The sequence below is a fragment of the Kandleria vitulina DSM 20405 genome, from assembly GCF_000702065.1.
Classification (GTDB): domain Bacteria; phylum Bacillota_I; class Bacilli_A; order Erysipelotrichales; family Coprobacillaceae; genus Kandleria; species Kandleria vitulina.
The window spans coordinates 149319-167744 of record NZ_JNKN01000005.1 but is presented as its reverse complement, the minus strand read 5'-3'; the positions used below and the strand labels follow the sequence as shown (position 1 = coordinate 167744).

The window sequence follows — 18426 nt, the reverse complement described above, 5'->3', positions numbered from 1 at the left end:
TCGATTTTATCTTTCCACTTTCGTGGGAAAGGCATTTTCCCTCAATTAGTGACACCCCATCAATCAGGATAGCCCGCTACTTGGAAAAGTGCCATAATATTTTAAAGGAAAGGTGTTTATAAAGTATATACGCTCACTCATATTTATATTGTAATTTTTTAATTCTCTTTAATTTTTGATGATAATGTGACAGAAAATGAGGTAACATCACAAGATGTTACCTCATTTCTTTCTAGTGAGATTATTTAAAGAGAAAATCATGAACATTTAAATAACCACAAGGACACTACCAATAATATCTTTAGAGTTAATCAAGCCCATCGTACGGCTATCAACAGAAGATGAAAAGCAATCCCCTAATACAAAATAACCATCCTGATAAACTGATTGAACACGTTTAACATAGTAACGATGATCAAATGTAAATACAATAATATCATTATATTTATATCGCTTCTTTTTCCTTACAATCACATATTGTCCATCTTCAATAGATGGAGTCATTGATTGTCCCTCTACTTTGAATAATTTCATCAATTTTCTAATGAACAACGTACGACATGTCGACGTGTTCCCCCCCATGTACAAGTAAACATTGTTAAATCCCACTTATCAGATTTTTTGATAAGCTTTTCATTTTGAGTAGGAGAAAGTACTTCGCGTGAAGTAATACGATATGGAAAGACATGTCCTTCCACATCCGTAAATCTCACTTTCGTGCCATTCTCCAATCCCTTGATACGAGAAAAATGTCTGGCATAATTATGACCGGCAATAACCATATCACGATTATATATTGATCCATCATATCGACATGGGGCTATTCTCAGATGAGGATAGCTCCATGTTTCCATGACTGGAAGATCGAGCTTTAAAGAAGGAATGGAAATCCATCCAACATAGCGATGCCCTTTAATTACTATTGTAGGCATATCTCTTTTAGAAAATCTATAAACATGTGTTTCTTCTTTCACAACAATCTTCTTTCTTAAAAGTTCCATAACTTGTGAAGAAGAACGATCTGCACGATATCCCTCATAGACATTATAGATTGTCAGCGCTACGGCTGCCGCAATGAAGAGAATTCCAATCCTTATAAAGATTTTTCCTTTCATTGACTATATTTTCCTCTTATAATGCCAATGACAATGAATAACACACCAAATCCACCTAATGCAACAACTGGCCACCATAATTGTCCAGTCTGTGGAATTCTACTTGTACGAGATCTAAATGTAGATGATGATGATGATGATTTATAGTTAGGCGTTTTATAGTTTGATTTATTTGTAATAATCGTTTGATTATTTTCCTGTTCAATCGCTACTGTATAATCATTAAATACAGATTTTTCATAAACGCTCCACTCATATGAACCATCTAGATTTGTCCATTTATATTTCCAATTATTGCTCTTAGAAAGAGTCTTAGTATCATAGACTTCATTGTTTCTCAATAGTTCTACTTCAATGCTGTTAGGACGATTTTTACTGTTGTTGTCATCCCAAACTTTAATCACTTCAAGTTCAGTCTCATCAGGGACTTCATCCTGATTATATTTTGCATTGATTTCAGTGAACCAGCTTTCAGTACTGTCTACATAGTTTGGCATTGAAAGCAATGTAGGCATGGCATGATAACGTTCTTTTCCATTCATGCCATCATCTGCTAAAACGAGATAGATACCTTTCTTGACATTGGTAAACATTACTTCACCATTGTTTGTTTTTTCTACCTTTGTTGGTGTCAATTGATTCTTATTGGCATAAACAGCTAAAGCTTCTGCAGCTTGAGTCAGATCATCAGTAACATGTGAATTCGCGAACTCTCCCTGATAATCAATCTTTCTATTTTTCCATTCTCCCAGATAGAAAAGCTTGAATTCCACATTATTGAGTGGATATTTAATAACAACCTCACCAACGTTTTCATCCGCCATTGCTGGTACTATGCTAAACAAAACGACAAGAGCAGCAGTTATCATCTTTATCCATTTTTTCATAGCTTTCGCCTCCCTATTTCTTGGAATGTTTTTTCCTTTTATTCTTTATGATTATAAAAGCATTCACAATAATCAATACGATAATTGTGGCTATAAGAATCCATACACGATAATCCTTCAAGATCGATACATTTTGATCTTGAGTCTTGTTATAAGGGGTTCTTATCCCTCTTACCAATAACCTATGAGTATTGACTCCATAAGGTGTACAAGTAAGCAATGTGACATAGTCCTTTCCTTTTACCAGTGAAAGATTCTGTGTTTCATCAGGCTTCACGGTACAGATCGCATCCACCTTGTAGGCGAGCGTCTTATCGAGAACATGAAGGAAGAACATGTCCCCTTCTTTCATCTTATCAAGATCAGTAAAGAGCTTCGCACTAGGAAGTCCACGATGGGCTGATAGTACACAATGGGAAGACGTCCCACCCACTGGTAGACTTGTGCCTTCCATATGTCCCACCCCCGTCTGAAGCTCTTTTTCTCCAGTACCGTGATAGATGGGGATTTCTACATTGATCTTAGGTATGACAATGGTTCCCATGATGCCATTACTAGAAATGTTCAAGTAGGAATCATATTGACTCTTACTGCGTTTTCTTAAGTTGGTAAAGACATCTTCCTTGATGAAGTTCTGTCTATGATTCTTATTGTAAGTGATGGCATCATTCCATATCTTGTCAGCCTTCTTCTTACTTAAATCATTCACATCTTTCTTATAGTCAGATATTAACAAGTTATTGCGATAGGTATTCCACATGTCACTGACTACTGGATAGAACATGACACATAAGCCTACAAAAATCATCAATGCCAGAAAAATATTAATTATCTTATCTTTCTTCATGTTCATCTCTCTTTTCTAAATCTATGTCTATATACATAGTAAATCACAATTGCTGCAAAGACACCAGCGATTGCCGATACGATCTGAAGAAAAATGTAGCTTACTGCGGTATCATGTTTTTTATTTACTTTCGCATTTTTGTTATAAGGTATACGGTGCCCTCTTACTAGTAGACGCTGTGTATTGACACCGTAAGGTGTACATGTCACAAGTGTCGCATAATCTTTTTTATATTCAATGGATAAGTATTTTACATCACTTGGTTCAATGACTTGAATACGATCAACCTGATATGCGAACACTTGTCCAAGAATATGGAAATAGAACTGATCCCCTTTTTCTACTAGATTAAGATCAGTAAACATCTTTTCACTAGGCAACCCTCGATGAGCCGAAACAACACTGTGAGTACTTTCTCCTCCTACTGGAAGAGCACTCCCAAATAGGTGTCCTGCCCCTTTTAATAAGACAGAATCAAAGGTGTAGTGGTAAAGAGGAAGATTGACATCAATGGAAGGAACTTCCACATATCCCATCATTCCATCCCCCATATTGATAAGACTATCGTATTGTTTGTCCCTCTTTCCATCACGGATGGAGAAGGCATCAGGCACTTTAGGTGTACCTAAAGTCTGATTATATTTTTTAGCTGCTTCTATCATTGATGCAGCTTTCTCTTTTGATAAAGAGGATACATTCTTCTTATATTGTGAAATGAGTTTGCTGTTACGATAAGCATTCCATTTATTACTTATTGTTGGATACAATAGTATGGAAATACCTACGAAAACAAGCAAAGCCAGTATCAAATCATTCTTTTTAATTTTCATAAGTATCTCCATAATATTGTATATGAGAATTGGTCATGAAGACCAATTCTCATTACATAATGTGATTAATCTAGCTTCTTTTTTTTCTTGTAAGCTTAAGTACTACTGCTAAAGTGATTAGTCCAGCACCAAGTACTGTGAAGATCACTGTACCCATACCACCTGTTGATGGTAATTCAGGGTTCTTTGTATTGATGATATCAGCCATCATTACAACACCAGAACCTGGATTGTTAGTCGCAAATGTTGTAGTAGATGCATTTGTAGTAGTTGTATCTTTAACATATGCTGCCACAACATCATCACCTGCTGGTTTATTATCTAAGTTATAGAAGATATTGTCTTTTAACCAACCAGCTTGTTCATCAACTGTAGCTTCAGCAACGTTGCTTGTATAGCTTGTAGTTACTGTTTCTTCAGTTGCTTTAGTAGTAACAGAAGTCCATTCTGAAGTTACTTCAAATACTTCATTATTTAAAGTATAACCTTTAGGAGCAGTGATTTCCTTAACATAGTATTTACCAGCGCCAACCTGTGAAGATGATGCATAACCATTTTCATTAGTTGTTACTGTATCTACTAGTTTCTTACATCCGCTATCAGAATAGATACCGAATACCGCACCTGCTAATGGATTCTTTTCTTCAGAGTCATCAGTTTTCTTGAATGAGATCTGGTAAGTATAAACCTTTTCTTCATCCTTCTTAGTCTTAACATCTTCAGCATCCTGAGGAGGTAAAGTAGTGTAAGTATTACCAGTAGTAGGATTATTAGCATAGTAAAGTGTGAATGTATTATCATTACCTTCCCTACCAATTACAGCCTTATTATTAATAACTGCATCGTAAGTTACTACAGGATTTATATAATCTAATTTGTCATAGTCGAAATTAATTTCGAAACCATTATTAGTTTTCTTAGCAGTACCGATCACTTCGCCACCAGTATCTTTTAATGCATTAGTATCAGTATCGATTGAATAAGTCTTTTCGCCAACTTTAACCTTTAAAGTTTCATACTTGAAAGTTAAACCTTCAGTAAGATTATCAGCTGCGTATAAAGTCTTGTTTTTCGCATTAGATGGATATACAGGAATAGTTACATCAACAGTGTATTTAATGACATCCCCTACACCACCAGTTACATGAGTTCCTTCAGTACCACTTTTATCAGTTGTACCTTCTGCTTCCTTCTTTACTTCAGGTTTAGAAGATTTTGCAACTGTCTTTGCACCATATAAATAGTTGCTTGTAGTATTGATAGTCGCATCACTTAAATCAGTAGATGTACCAGCATATTTAACAGATAATAGGATTGGGTTATAAACAGTATCACTATTATTAGGTGAAGTGATAACTGCGATATAAGCACCAGCACCATCAGTTACGTTGTAAGTATAAGTTGTACCAGATACAGTTGATTCCTTTGTATCTAATGCTGTGATAGTACCAGCCTGAAGACCAGCAGCCATTGTAGTAATTTCTTCAGCCGTTGGTTTACTGTTGTCAGTAAAATTAGTACCTTCTGCTTTTTGCCAACCAGTAATACTATCGCCAGATGCATTATAGTTAGCTTTCCAAATCTTATAAAGTTTTACAGTTGAGCCTTTTTCTACATTTTGAATTGTAATAGTAGCTGTCTTATCCAATGGTGAAGCAGCGTTGACATTAATAATGCCCATGCCTAGAACCATCATAAGACTGACTATCATGCTCGCTAATTTCTTAATTCGTTTCATAATTTTCTCCTCGTCTTCCTTGTAATTATTTTGGTTTTTCTTTTATTGTGAACATATTGTTTATGAGGTCTTCACCTCCTCATCGCGTCGTTTCATGATATAAAGTGTTACTGCTAAGGCAATGAATGCAGTTCCTAACATCGTGAAGATGTGAGTTCCAATTCCTCCAGAATTTGGAAGATAGTATACTGGGCTATTCTTTACCTCAATGATATCAGTAGCGTTACTATTTTCGATAAGAACTCTGATTGTGTCCTTATCCTTTTCATCAACAGTGATCTTTCCTTGAAGATCCATTGTGACCTTCAATGGATGATCAATGAGATAATAACCAGATGGTGCAGAAACTTCTTTCAGATAGTATGTACCTGCTTTTAATCCATATGCAGTGAATGTACCATTGCTATCAGTTGTAAAGCTTGTAGTTGCCTGCTGCATGTTCTCATCTTTGTAGAATTCAACGATCTGTTCACAGTCTTCATCTTTGTAAAGTGAGAATACTGCACCTTCAAGAACTTTCGCATTATTTGTACTGTCGACTTTCTTGAAAGACATTGGGAAATAATCCTTAATATTCTTGATGATAATGCTTTGTCCTGTACCATTGTTTCCTTCATAGCTTACTGTGAAGCCAGCTGGTGCATCTACTTCTTTTACATAGTAGAAGTAATAGTAGATTTCTCCATTGATTGTTGTCTGTAAAGGAAGTTCATCAACTTTATTCTTCCAGCTATTAGCATTATTTAATATGATTTCATCACCATATTTTACTAAGCCCTCGGTATTTTCATCAGGCATCGTTGTAGGTGGAGTAGGAACATTATAAACATCAGTTGTCCCACCACTTGTCGGATTAGTAATTGTAACATTTCTGATATCCATTAATTCACTCACTTCTGTAGGCGGTGTCTTAGTAGTAAATGTTCCAATCATATTAATCTTTACCTGAATGTCTTCACTGACATTGCTTAATTTATATGTTGTCTCATAAACGATCGGTTTCCATGATCTATTATGATATTTGTAATAGTCAGAAGTTTTATCACTATTGCTCACTTTTTCAAGTGTGCCACCAGTTGATGTAACACTAAGTACACCAAATGACTGTACGAAGGAATGAATTGTAAATGTAATTGAGCCATTCTTTTGTACATAATTCGTTACTGTATAATCTCCAGGTAATGTGGTTGCTGATGAATACTCACTTCCAATTCCCTTTTCAACAGCCTTGTATGTAGTTACAAATTTTACACGTTTAGGATCAGTTGGATTATCAATTGTTGTCTTTACACCTTTCATTCTATATTGATAAAGCTGAACCTTAACGTGATCTGGAACTGTTGTCAACGCAGACCCATCTGCCTTCTCCCATTTCTTTTGTAAATCAACATTTCCATATTTTGTATTTGTAATAAAGATATTCATCCCATTTCCAGCTGTTTCTTCAATTGAATATGTATCTACATATCCTTGAGGAACTGAAACTTCCTGAACAATGTAACTGTAAGTATCCTTACCACTTCTTCTAAGTAGATGAGTGAAAATCTTATTCCAATTTTGAGTATTTAACGTGAAGACTGAATGTCCATCCGGACTCTTATACAATTCTTTTGTACTTTCATCACCATTCTTCACTCTATAGAGCTGGAATGTAATTTCTGATGGTCGATTGAGTTCATCATCGCCTCGCCACTTCTTACCAACCTTTATATCACCATGTTCTTCTCTAAGAACATTCTTGACTCTCATTTCAGTATTCTGCTCAACTTCATGAGTATCTGATGAAGCACTTTGATTGTCTTCGCCTTCTATCAAGTTATGGGTGATATTGCCATAACTGTCAATGATTACAACACTTGAGAATTCCGTTCCGTTCATTCCCGTTTCAACAATCTTATATTTCCATGATGACTTCATATCAAGCAGTTTAGCAATTTCCGTAGGCTTGATTTTGAATTTACCATCTGTAATATGAGTTGTATTTTTACCGATTTCTACCATGCCTTCATAAGGGACCATATTTCCATCGCCCTTATCTACATAAGCGATAAATGAGAAATCTTTATTTAAATATTCATCACTTAACTCACCAGATATTTCTTTCTTGACTGACACAGTCTTTGTGATAGGAATATTTAATGTCATCTGAAGGTTAGAATACTGTCCACCACGTTCAAGATAGAACATATCCAAACTGTGATCAGTATCATTCTTCCATGTAATACCATGCTTACTAAAGATGGCTTCTAACGTTGTCCGTGTCTTATTATCAGGATCATTTTGTGGCCATGTTACAACTTCACCAGTTGTAAAGTTGATTGTACCATGTACTGGTTCATGAATACCACCAAGATCAAGAACCAAGATACCATCAATGTAAAGCCACATATCATCGTCGCCACTGTATTTATAGACAACGTCTTTTCCATTGACCTTACCATTTGTTGGAATCGCAAATGTTGCATTCATATGCATTCCGAAATGGTGATTATAGTACTGATGATTAATTCCATTGTTCGTATTATTCGTATGGTTATCGATGTATGTCTGATTGCTGTCATATTCAGTGAATGGGAAGAACCCAATCTTATAACTGTCATTATTTGATGTATTGTATGTATCATTGTAAACTTTGAAACTACCATTATCTCCTTGAGAAGTATCATAGTATGCGTAGTTTTCATTACTGTTATAGCTGTATACACCATTAGCATCTTTAGTCATAAGATGATTAACATTGCGATAAACCTTTTTTGCACCCTCAATATTGTCTGTATCAAACAAGTATTTAAGGCTTGAACCATCTGTCTGCAATGTTGTGTTATTTGTTAAAATCGGATAACCTTTATTTAATGTATCCTGAACGATACCAGTTCTAGCTGGACCATTTGCACCAGTAAAATGATTAAGAGTATTTCCAGTTTGACCATAGGCTGTAAATTGAAGCCTATGTCCTGCATTAATACCAATTCGATAATTGTTTGGAACTTGAGCATTACCATTTTGTGGCAAGTTTCCAGACTGATTAAGATTACGAGTTTTATCACTTGATTCACCCCAGTAATCAAATAGATTCATCGTAATACCATCAGCTCTACTATCCGCAGTTTGAATAGTGTTCTCTGGACCAGCTCTTAATGCGTTGACCTGTTCTTCTACAACACCATATTTAGAGAAACTCTCTGTTTCAAATTCGAATGTGACTTTATCGTTCTTTAATGTTGTTTCACTCATTTCAACTTCTTCAAGATCAGTATCCTGATCTTTTACAAAGTGTACAACCTTAAGCTTGTTTTTATTTTCGAACTCTTCATTCTCATAAGAAAGCTTCACTGTAACCTTACCTTCAGGTTCAACTTCTTTACCATCATACATAAGAGAAATGTCAAACAAATCAAATGATTCAAGTTCATGTTTTAACTTCTTTGTCTTTTTTTCTTTAAGCCATTTCTCAACTTTAGACTTATCTTCACGATATGATGAATGCTTATTAACAATCTTTTTTACCGTCAACGTTGTTCCTTTTGGAAGGTTAGCTGTTTGATCAAAGGTAACAGTTACACGCACATCATCAACCGATGTCTTAAGTGTAGTAGGAACATCAATAATTTCAGTTTTTTCTTCTTTCTTTTCTTCTTTTGTCTCTACTTTAGCTTGTTGCTTTTCGTTCTCTTCTTTCTCTTCTTTCTTATTATCCTCTTCAGCTTTTTCTTTCTGATTATCATCTTGATCAGTTTTAGAAGCCTCAGTCTCATCTGTTGTTTCACTTACTTTATCTTCAGCGTTAACATCACTATAGAATGAATGAGAAGAAAGAGGCACGCCAGTCATGCTACTCAGCAGCATTGCCATAAATATTATAAAGACAACTGTCGATCTACTCTTTTTCATATCTGCTACCCCCATCAAAAATTTTTATTACCTAAACGATGCTTTTTTAATTATTATTTTGCATCAAACCGATATTATTCCAAAAATGTAAGCCCTTACCTCTTTTCTTACCTTCATTTTATAGTCAAGAAAAACGAAAGTAAATAGATGTAACTTGTGTTTGACTGCTAATTTTACTTTTGAGAATAAATTTTACTATTATTTGACAAAACTAAGTATTTTGAAGTCATTCATGTGTAAATTTATATGAATATTTGACATTAATTTGACAAAAATAAAAACAGGACAAAGTCCTGTCAAATGAAAAATTATACTTCAAGTGAGCATCTGACGACATGACGACGTTCTCCACCCCATGTACATGTGAACATTGTCAGATCCCACTGATCAGATTCTTTGATAAGTTTTTCATTCTCAGTTGGATATAAAATATCCTGAGAGGTAATACGATATGGGAATACTGATCCTTCTACATCAGTAAAAGTAACTTTTGTACCATTCTTTAATCCTTTGATACGAGAAAAATGTCTGGCATAATTGTGACCTGCAATAACCATATTGCGCTTGTAGATTGTTCCTTCATATCGACAAGGAGAAATTCTTAAATGAGGATAGCTCCATGTATCCATTACAGGAAGATCTAAATGCAAAGAAGGAATAGAAATCCATCCTACATAATAATGACCATCAATTAAGATCGTTGGCATGTCTCTATCTGAATATTCATAGACATGCTTTTCATCTCGCGCAGTGACTTTCTTTTTAAGCTGCTTCACAACCATAGATGAAGATTGATCCGCAAGATATCCTTCATATACGTTATAAAGTGTAAGTGAAAGAGCTGCTATAATAAACAGCAGCCCAATCTTAATTATGATTTGCCCTTTCATCTATCGGCCTTCCCTTTACTTAAACCGATGCTGATAAGTACAACACCAATGCCAGCCAAGATCACAACTGGCCACCACAACTGTCCAGTCTGTGGTATGCTCTGTTTCTTTGGAGTCTTTGGTGGTGTTTCTTTGTTGAGCTTATTTGTAATGACAACTTTTCTATTTGAACGACTGATTGAAACACTGTAATCATTGAATGTCGTTTTTTCATATACAGTCCATTCATAATCTCCATCAAGATTATTCCATGTGTGTTTCCAGTTGTTCTTTTTAGAAAGCGTTTTTGTATCATACACTTCATTGTTTCTTAAAAGTTCAACTTCGATACTTTTTGGACGATTTTTACTGTTGTTGTCTTTCCAGACTTTTAATACTTCAAGACTGGTATTGCTAGGAATTGTTTCCTGTTCATATTTCGCATTAACGATTGTTGACCAGCTTTCAGTGTTGGCGTTATAAGCTGGCATTGATAATAACATTGGTCTTACACGATAATGAACTTTATTATCAATCTTTTCTTCACCTAATACTAAATAGATACCTTTCTTGATATTAGAGAAATTCACTTCCCCATCCTTGCTTTTTTCACTTGCGCTTGGATTGATATTATTCTTTTTCACAAATGCTGAAAGTGCATCTGCAGCTTCATTTAAATCATCTGTAATCTTTGCATCTTTAAAAGCACCTTGATAGTTAATCTTTTCTGCTTTCCATTCACCTAAATAGAAGAGCTTGAATGTGACATTATCAACAGGATATTTAATTGTAATATCTCCCATCTTCTCTTCGGCGATGACTGGTGTTAAAGAAAACAAGATGACAAGCACTGCTGTAAGCCATTTTATGCATCTTTTCATATTATTTGCCCCCCTATTTCTTAGAACGTTTTTTCTTTTTATTCTTGATGACCATAAATACATTGACTATGATCAAAGCTACAATTGTTCCAATAAGAATCCATACACGATAATCCTTAAGAATGGATACATTCTGTTCTTGATTTTGCTTATAGGCAGTACGCACTCCTCTAACAAGCAGACGATGCGTATTGACAGCGTAAGGCGTACAAGTCAGAAGTGTCACGTAATCCTTTCCTTTAATTAAGGAAAGCTTATCTGTTTCATTAGGCTTAACAGTAAAGATATCTTCTACTTTATAAGCCAAAGTCTTATCTAGAATATGAAGAAAGAAGAGATCTCCTTTTTTCATCTTATCTAGATCTGTAAATAATTTGGCACTTGGCAACCCGCGGTGAGCTGAGAGAACACAATGGGAAGACGTCCCGCCCACTGGGAGACTAGTCCCTTCCATATGTCCCACCCCTGTCTGGAGTTCCTTTTCACCGGTACCGTGGTAAATGGGTATTTCTACATTGATCTTAGGTATGACAATAGTGCCCATGACACCATTTTTAGAAATGTTCAAATAAGAATCATATTTGCTTTTTGTATGTTTCTTTAGATTCGTAAAGACATCTTCTTTGATAAAGTTTTCTTTATGGTTCTTATTGTAGTTTACAGCTTCATTCCATATCTGTTCAGTTTGTTTCTTGCTTAAGTCGTTAACATCTTTCTTATGAGATGATATTAACAATGAGTTACGATATGTATTCCACATATCACTAACTACCGGATAAAACATAACTGAAAGACCAACGAAGATCATTAATGCAATAAAGATATTAATCAGCTTGTCTTTCTTCATTTTTTACACCCTTCTTCTTACGCGAATAAAGATAATGAAGCACGATTGCTAAAATAATACCAGCAACTGCAGAGATGATCTGCAAGATAATAAAGCTGACTGATTGACCATGCTTTTTAATGTTCTTCTTGTTTTTGTTATAAGGTACACGATGACCTCTTACTAGTAGACGCTGTGTATTGACACCGTAAGGTGTACATGTAACAAGTGTCGCATAATCTTTTTTATACTCGATAGATAATGATTTTACATCACTTGGCTTCACTGTAAGAATCTGATCTACTTCATAGGCATACACCTTACCAAGAATATGGAAATAGAACTGATCCCCTTTTTCTACTAGATTAAGATCAGTAAACATCTTTTCACTTGGCAAGCCACGGTGTGCTGATACAACGCTATGTGTGCTTTCTCCCCCAATAGGAAGAGCACTGCCAAACAGATGCCCAGCCCCTTTTAATAGAACTGAATCAAAGGTGTAATGGTAAAGTGGTAGGTTGACATCAATGGAAGGCACTTCCACATAACCCATCATGCCATCTCCCATGTTCAAAAGCGAGTCATATTCTTTGTCTCTTTTTCCATCACGAATAGAGAACGCATCAGGAACCTTCGGATTTCCTAGTGTACTATTGTATTTCTTTGCGGCTTCAAGCATCTTTTCAGCCTTGTTTTCCGTCAAGTTGGAAACATTATTTTTATACTCTGAAATCAGCTTACTATTTCTATAGGCGTTCCACTTGTTGCTGACTGTTGGATACAATAGTATGGATATACCTACGAAAACAAGTAAAGCCAATACTATATCATTCTTTTTTATTTTCATGTGCATCTCCATAATATTGTATATGAGAATTGGTCATAAAGACCAATTCTCATCATACAATGTTTTATTCAGATTCTTTTCTTCTTGAAAGTTTTAAAGCGATAGCTAATGTAATTAAGCCAGCACCTACAACTGTGAAGATTACAGTACCCATACCACCTGTAGAAGGTAATTCAGGGTTCTTTGTATTGATAATGTCTGGCATTACAACAACACCAGCACCTTCACCACTATTAGTAGTGAATGTAGAAGTAGTAGCATTTGTAGTAGTTGTATCTTTAATATAAGCTTCTACTACACCTTCACCAGTTGGTTTATTGTCTAAGCTATAGAAGACATTATCTTTTAACCAACCAGCCTGTTCTTTAACAGTTGCTTCATCAATGTTGCTTGTATAGCTTGTAGTTACTGTTTCGCTTGTAGACTTAGTTGTTACTGTAGCCCAGCTTGAAGTGACTTCAAATACTGTACTATTTAATGCATATCCTGCAGGAGCAGTAATTTCTTTTACATAGTAAGTTCCATATCCAACCTGTGAAGATGATGCATAACCATTTTCGTTAGTTGTAACTGTATCAACTAATTTAGTGCAGTCTTTATCTGAATAGATACCGAATACAGCACCAGCTAATGGTTTCTTTTCATCACTGTCATCAGTTTTCTTGAATGAAACCTGGTAAGTGTAAACTTTTTCTTCATCTTCTTTTTTCTGGATATTTTCATCTTCTTGATCCTGAGGTTTATTTTCAGTATCGTATGTATTTCCAGATGTTGGGTTATTTGTGTAGTAAAGAGTAACCTTGTTTTCATTTCCAGCTTCACCGATAACTGCTTTTTCATTGATAACTGCAGTATAAGTTACAACTGGAGCAACATAGTTTAATTTATCATAATCAAAGCTGATATCGAATCCATTTTCATTCTTAACAGTTTTACCGATCACATTACCGCTAGCGTCTTTTAATTCATTAGAAGCTGTATCGATTGTGTAAGTAGTATCTCCTACTTTTACTGTTAATGAATCATAGTTGAAAGTTAAACCTTCAGCTAAGTTATCTGTAATATAGAAAGTTTTGTTTGTAGCGTTTGATGGATATACTGGCATAGCGATATCTAATGTATAAGTTACAGTATCCCCAACTTTACCAGTTTCATGATCACCATCATTACCAGTTGGATCAGTAGTAGCTTCAGCTTTCTTATCTACCGTAGGTTTAGATGATTTTGCAACAGTCTTAGCACCATATAAATAGCTGCTTGTAGTGTTGATTGTTTCGTCACTCAAATCAGTAGAATCACCTGCATATTTTACAGATAATAAGATTGGGTTATAGATTGTATCGCTTCCATTTTTTGAAGTGATAACTGCGATATAAGCAGAAGCACCATCAGTCACATCATAAGTATAAGTTGTACCAGATACAGTTGATTCCTTTGTATCTAATGCTGTGATAGAACCAGCCTGAAGACCAGCTGCGATTGTATTGATTTCTTCTGCAGTAGGCTTGCTGTTATCTGCGAAGTTAGTACCATCAGCTTTTTCCCAGCCTGTAATACTGTCACCTGACGCATTGTAGTTTGCCTGCCAGATTTTATAAAGTTTAACTGTAGAACCATCTTCTACATTTTCAATTGTGATTTTTGCAGTCTTATCTAGTGGACCAGCCGCATTTACGGTTACAGCGCTCATTCCAAGCACCATCATAAGACTCATTAACATACTTGCTAATTTTTTGAACCTTTTCATATTTTTCTCCTTTGTTACTCTTTTATTTTTTTATGTTGGTTTATTAATTAACTTTATTTCCATTTCCCTATGATACATCCCCCTCCTCATTACGTTTGTTTACGATATAGAAAGTAGCTACTAGGGCTATGAGCATCGTTCCCATCATCGTAAAGATATGTGTCCCTATTCCTCCTGAATTAGGAAGATAATAGAGCGGGCTATCCTTTACCACAACTGTGATATCGGATACATTACTTTCATTGACATGGACTTGAACTACATCCTTATCTTTATCATCAATCGTAATCACGCCTTCAAGATCCATTGTGATCTTTAAAGGATGATCGATGAGATAATATCCTGATGGAGCACTAACTTCCTTAAGGTAGTATGTTCCTTCTTTTAATCCATAGACAGTAAATTTACCATCACTACCTGTTGTAAAGGTTGTTGCTTCTTGCTGCATATTCTCATCACTGTAGAATGTAACAATTTGTGTACAATCTTCATCCTTATATAATGAGAATGTTGCTCCTTCAAGTACTTTAGAGTTATCAGTACTATCTATTTTCTTGAAGGTCATTGGGAAATAATCTTTTATATTCTTAATAATGACACTCTGTCCAGTACCGTTATTTCCTTCATAGCTTACGCTAAAGCCAGCTGGAGCTTTTACTTCTTTTACATAATAGAAGTAATAGTATTTTTCTCCATTGATAGTTTCTTCTACAGGAAGAGAACTTACAACATCTTTCCAGTTATTGCCATTGTTAAGTGTACGTTCACTACCATACTTCACTAATCCTTCAGTGCCTTCTTCAGGCATTGTACTTGGCGGAGTTGGTGTAGTGTAAATAACTGTTGTACCAGTGTCACTTGGATTTGTGACAGTGATATTTCTAACATCCATTGTGGAACTTACTTTAGGTGTCGAACCTTCATAATACAGATATCCAACCATATTAATTGTGACAGTCGTATCATCAGTTACACCTGATAATTCATAAGTTGCTTCACATAAATAATATGGCCAGTTATAAGATTCATCTTGATATTGACCGTTTTCCGATCTCACTTCACTTCCTTCAACTTTTGTTAAAGTACCATTTGATGCATTTATACTTAATATTCCAAACAAGTCATTATAAGAACGAACAGTAAATCGAATCTTACCATTCTTTTGTACATATTCACTGATTGTGTAATCCCCCTGTTGCGTACCAACATTATGTACTGTGTTGCTTCCATGAGTTCCTGCATTTCCTTTATAAGTCGTCTTAAATGTAACTTTCTTATACTCTATAGGATTCTCAATTGTAGTCTTTTCAGCTTTCATCTTATATTGATAAAGCTGTACTTTTACTTCATCTGGAAGATTAGTAGTCAGTGGTGTCTGACCATCAGCTTTTAACCATTTCTTTTCATAGGAAACACTTGTCTCTTTAGTATTGGTAATAAAAAGATTCTGACCATGGTTAGATGCATCTTCACTTGAATACGTATCCGTATATCCAGAAGGAACTGATATTTCTTGTACGATGTATGTATAAACATCACTTCCACTTCTTCTTAGAAGATTACTAAAGACTTTATTCCAATTAGATGAATTTAATTCAAATAGGCTATTGCCATTTGCATCGAGATAAAGTTCTTTATTTTGTTCATCACCATTCTTGACACGATACAGCTGGAACTTAATGCTTGATGGACGTTCACTTTCAGTATCGCCAACCCATTTCTTTCCAACATTAATATTGCCATGTTCTTCTCTGATCTTATTGGTAAATACCATATCACCAGCATTAGATACTGAAGTGTTTTCACTTGAAGTACTCTGATTTGTCTCCCCTTCTTTAAGGGTCCGTGTCACAGAGCCATCACTATCTATGACAACTGCTGAGAAGGTGTTGCCATCTAATCCGGTTTCTACGATCTTATACTTCCATGAAGTATTCATTTCTAGAAGTCTCGCCGTTTGTGTTGGCTTGAGTGTAAACTTACCATCATTTATAGTCTTTTCTTCTGATCCAATTTCAATCTTGCCAGAATAAGGAACATATTCACCGTTTCCTTTGTCTACATAGGCAGTGAATGAGAAGTCTTTATCCAGATACTCTTCACTCATCTCTCCTTCGACATTTTTTCTAATAGAGACTGTTTTGATAATAGGAACATTCAATGACATTGACAAGTTTGAATACTGTCCACCACGTTCTAGATAGAACATATCTAATGAATGAATAGTATTTCTTGTCCAAGTTAATCCTTGTTTTTCAAAGATTGCTTTTAAAGTCGTTTTTGTCACATTGGATGGATTGTTCTGCGGATAAACAGTAACCTCACCAGTTGTGAAATTGATTTTTCCATGTACTGGTTCATGAATACCACCGATATCAAGTACAAGTACACCATCAATATAGAGCCACATATCATCATCGCCACTGTATTCGTAAACGATATGTTTACCGTTGACTTTTCCATCACTTGGAATAGTAAACGATGCATTCATGTGCATACCGAAATGATGGTTATAATAATTACTTTGTCTATTATCAATATTTTTCTGGCTTGATTCATATTCAGTAAATGGGAAGAACCCTACTTTGTAGCTTGTATTATTCGTTGTGTTATATGTATCGCTATAAACTCTAAAATTACCATTGTCACCTTGACTAGGATCATAATAGGCATAATTATTATTACTATTGTAGCTATACATACCATCAGAATCTTTAGTCATCAGATAGCTGACATTTTTATAGACTTTCTTAGCTCCTGAAATATTATTCGTATTAAACAAATAAGCAAGACTTTCTCCATTTGTCTGTAACGTTGTATTATTTGATAATACTGGATAACCATTGATCAATCTGTCCTGTACAATTCCTGTACGTGCAGGTCCGTTTTCACCAGTGAAGTGGTTTAATGTGTTACCTACCTGTCCCCAAGATGTAAACTTAAGTCGATGATTATCATTGATTCCTAATTGATAGTTATAAGGAACATTATAGTTTCCATTTTGAGAAGGTACGTTACTACTATCATTAAGACTAACTGTACTTCCGTAATTGCTTCTTTCACCATAGTAATCAAACAAGTTAATAGTAATACCATCAGCTCTATTGTCAGCTGTATTGATTGTACCTGAAGCGGCAGCTCTTAATGCAGGTCTTACTTGAGTCTTAATTTCATTTTCCTGAACGGAAGTAGAACTAAATTCAGAGAAGCTCGTTGTTTCAAATTCAAGCTTAACCTCACCATCATCTAGAGATGATTTATTGATTTCAACTTCTTCAATCTTGTCATCCACAAAATGCATGATTTTAAGTTTCTTTTTACTTTCTATATCTTTATTAATATAAGAAAGTGAAACGGATACTTTTGCATCATTTTCTGGTTCAATCTCTTTATCATCATTGATAAGAGAGATATCAAATAAATCAAAGGTTTCTATTTCATACTTCTTTGTTTTTGTTTTCTTTTTTAGAAGGTAGTCTTCAACTTCAGACATCTTCTTGTCATAGTTTTCATCTTTTTCAGAATACTGCTTCACTGTAAGCTTTGTACCTTCAGGAATGTTGGCGTCATCATTGAAGGTAACAGTCACTTTGACATCATCAGTTGATGCTTCAAGTGCAGCAGATTCTTTTTTCTTTTCTTCAGTCTTGTTTTCACTTGTTTCTTCTGACTTCTTATCTTGTGATTCTTCAGTAGTCACTTCCTCTGCACTGACAACTGTCTGGTTCTTCATAGTTAACATGCTGCTAAAGAGCATGGCTAATAAAACCACGAATACTATCGTCGCCCTTTTCTTATTCATATTGTTACCCCCATACTTCTTTTCGATTATTCGTGACAGAAGATGCCATAGACAGATTATATGAACAATAATAAATGGCATCTTTGAAATTTAATTAACTGTGTGTTTATCAACATTATTTTGATAGATGAAATCGCTTTTGTTTT

13 protein-coding genes are annotated in these 18426 nt (G+C 35.0%); all 13 read right to left on the bottom strand.

Annotated elements, in window-relative coordinates; genetic code table 11:
- Positions 1-267: 267 nt before the first annotated feature.
- Positions 268-534: a S26 family signal peptidase gene (locus T513_RS0102730; protein ID WP_159048253.1), complete on the bottom strand. Its 267-nt coding sequence runs from the start codon at positions 532-534 to the stop codon at positions 268-270.
- Entirely contained in the window at positions 534-1115 is a 582-nt protein-coding gene (locus tag T513_RS0102725; RefSeq protein WP_035876475.1) for a sortase, read from the bottom strand. The genes T513_RS0102730 and T513_RS0102725 overlap by 1 nt, the downstream gene beginning before the upstream one ends.
- Positions 1112-2002, bottom strand: a complete 891-nt coding sequence (locus T513_RS0102720; protein WP_031588807.1) for a Cna B-type domain-containing protein — start codon at positions 2000-2002, stop codon at positions 1112-1114. The genes T513_RS0102725 and T513_RS0102720 overlap by 4 nt, the downstream gene beginning before the upstream one ends.
- Positions 2003-2015: 13 nt before the next feature.
- Positions 2016-2849, bottom strand: a complete 834-nt coding sequence (locus T513_RS0102715; protein WP_035876474.1) for a class C sortase — start codon at positions 2847-2849, stop codon at positions 2016-2018.
- A 2-nt stretch (positions 2850-2851) separates the two neighbouring features.
- The gene (locus T513_RS0102710) at positions 2852-3679 is read right to left on the bottom strand and encodes a class C sortase (RefSeq protein WP_029070394.1); all 828 of its coding nucleotides are present in this window, start codon (positions 3677-3679) and stop codon (positions 2852-2854) included.
- Between the two features lie 70 nt (positions 3680-3749).
- Positions 3750-5417, bottom strand: coding sequence for a SpaA isopeptide-forming pilin-related protein (locus T513_RS0102705; protein WP_031588805.1), 1668 nt, complete (start codon positions 5415-5417; stop codon positions 3750-3752).
- Between the two features lie 60 nt (positions 5418-5477).
- Entirely contained in the window at positions 5478-9308 is a 3831-nt protein-coding gene (locus T513_RS0102700) for a SpaA isopeptide-forming pilin-related protein (RefSeq protein WP_031588804.1), read from the bottom strand.
- Positions 9309-9616: 308 nt separating this feature from the next.
- A complete protein-coding gene (locus tag T513_RS0102695; RefSeq protein WP_051654361.1) occupies positions 9617-10198 on the bottom strand; it encodes a sortase in 582 nt (193 codons plus the stop codon).
- The gene (locus tag T513_RS0102690; protein ID WP_031588802.1) at positions 10195-11058 is read right to left on the bottom strand and encodes a Cna B-type domain-containing protein; all 864 of its coding nucleotides are present in this window, start codon (positions 11056-11058) and stop codon (positions 10195-10197) included. The genes T513_RS0102695 and T513_RS0102690 overlap by 4 nt, the downstream gene beginning before the upstream one ends.
- A gap of 13 nt (positions 11059-11071) precedes the next feature.
- Positions 11072-11905: a class C sortase gene (locus T513_RS0102685; RefSeq protein WP_031588801.1), complete on the bottom strand. Its 834-nt coding sequence runs from the start codon at positions 11903-11905 to the stop codon at positions 11072-11074.
- The gene (locus tag T513_RS0102680) at positions 11883-12731 is read right to left on the bottom strand and encodes a class C sortase (RefSeq protein ID WP_031588800.1); all 849 of its coding nucleotides are present in this window, start codon (positions 12729-12731) and stop codon (positions 11883-11885) included. Before T513_RS0102680 ends, T513_RS0102685 begins: the two co-directional genes overlap by 23 nt.
- 64 nt (positions 12732-12795) lie before the next feature.
- Positions 12796-14478 (bottom strand): SpaA isopeptide-forming pilin-related protein, encoded by a 1683-nt coding sequence (locus T513_RS0102675; RefSeq protein WP_031588799.1) that lies wholly within the window; start codon positions 14476-14478, stop codon positions 12796-12798.
- Between the two features lie 67 nt (positions 14479-14545).
- On the bottom strand, positions 14546-18280 hold the full coding sequence (locus T513_RS0102670) for a SpaA isopeptide-forming pilin-related protein (protein WP_031588798.1): 3735 nt from the start codon (positions 18278-18280) through the stop codon (positions 14546-14548).
- Positions 18281-18426: the final 146 nt, after the last annotated feature.

Excerpts from the sequence above, each read along its gene's own strand:
- T513_RS0102730 (WP_159048253.1), bottom strand. The coding sequence starts at position 534 with ATGAAATTATTCAAAGTAGAGGGACAATCAATGACTCCATCTATTGAA.
- T513_RS0102725 (WP_035876475.1), bottom strand. The coding sequence starts at position 1,115 with ATGAAAGGAAAAATCTTTATAAGGATTGGAATTCTCTTCATTGCGGCA.
- T513_RS0102715 (WP_035876474.1), bottom strand. The coding sequence starts at position 2,849 with ATGAAGAAAGATAAGATAATTAATATTTTTCTGGCATTGATGATTTTT.
- T513_RS0102690 (WP_031588802.1), bottom strand. The coding sequence starts at position 11,058 with ATGAAAAGATGCATAAAATGGCTTACAGCAGTGCTTGTCATCTTGTTT.
- T513_RS0102710 (WP_029070394.1), bottom strand. The coding sequence starts at position 3,679 with ATGAAAATTAAAAAGAATGATTTGATACTGGCTTTGCTTGTTTTCGTA.
- T513_RS0102695 (WP_051654361.1), bottom strand. The coding sequence starts at position 10,198 with ATGAAAGGGCAAATCATAATTAAGATTGGGCTGCTGTTTATTATAGCA.
- T513_RS0102685 (WP_031588801.1), bottom strand. The coding sequence starts at position 11,905 with ATGAAGAAAGACAAGCTGATTAATATCTTTATTGCATTAATGATCTTC.
- T513_RS0102675 (WP_031588799.1), bottom strand. The coding sequence starts at position 14,478 with ATGAAAAGGTTCAAAAAATTAGCAAGTATGTTAATGAGTCTTATGATG.
- T513_RS0102705 (WP_031588805.1), bottom strand. The coding sequence starts at position 5,417 with ATGAAACGAATTAAGAAATTAGCGAGCATGATAGTCAGTCTTATGATG.
- T513_RS0102680 (WP_031588800.1), bottom strand. The coding sequence starts at position 12,731 with ATGAAAATAAAAAAGAATGATATAGTATTGGCTTTACTTGTTTTCGTA.
- T513_RS0102700 (WP_031588804.1), bottom strand. The coding sequence starts at position 9,308 with ATGAAAAAGAGTAGATCGACAGTTGTCTTTATAATATTTATGGCAATG.
- T513_RS0102670 (WP_031588798.1), bottom strand. The coding sequence starts at position 18,280 with ATGAATAAGAAAAGGGCGACGATAGTATTCGTGGTTTTATTAGCCATG.
- T513_RS0102720 (WP_031588807.1), bottom strand. The coding sequence starts at position 2,002 with ATGAAAAAATGGATAAAGATGATAACTGCTGCTCTTGTCGTTTTGTTT.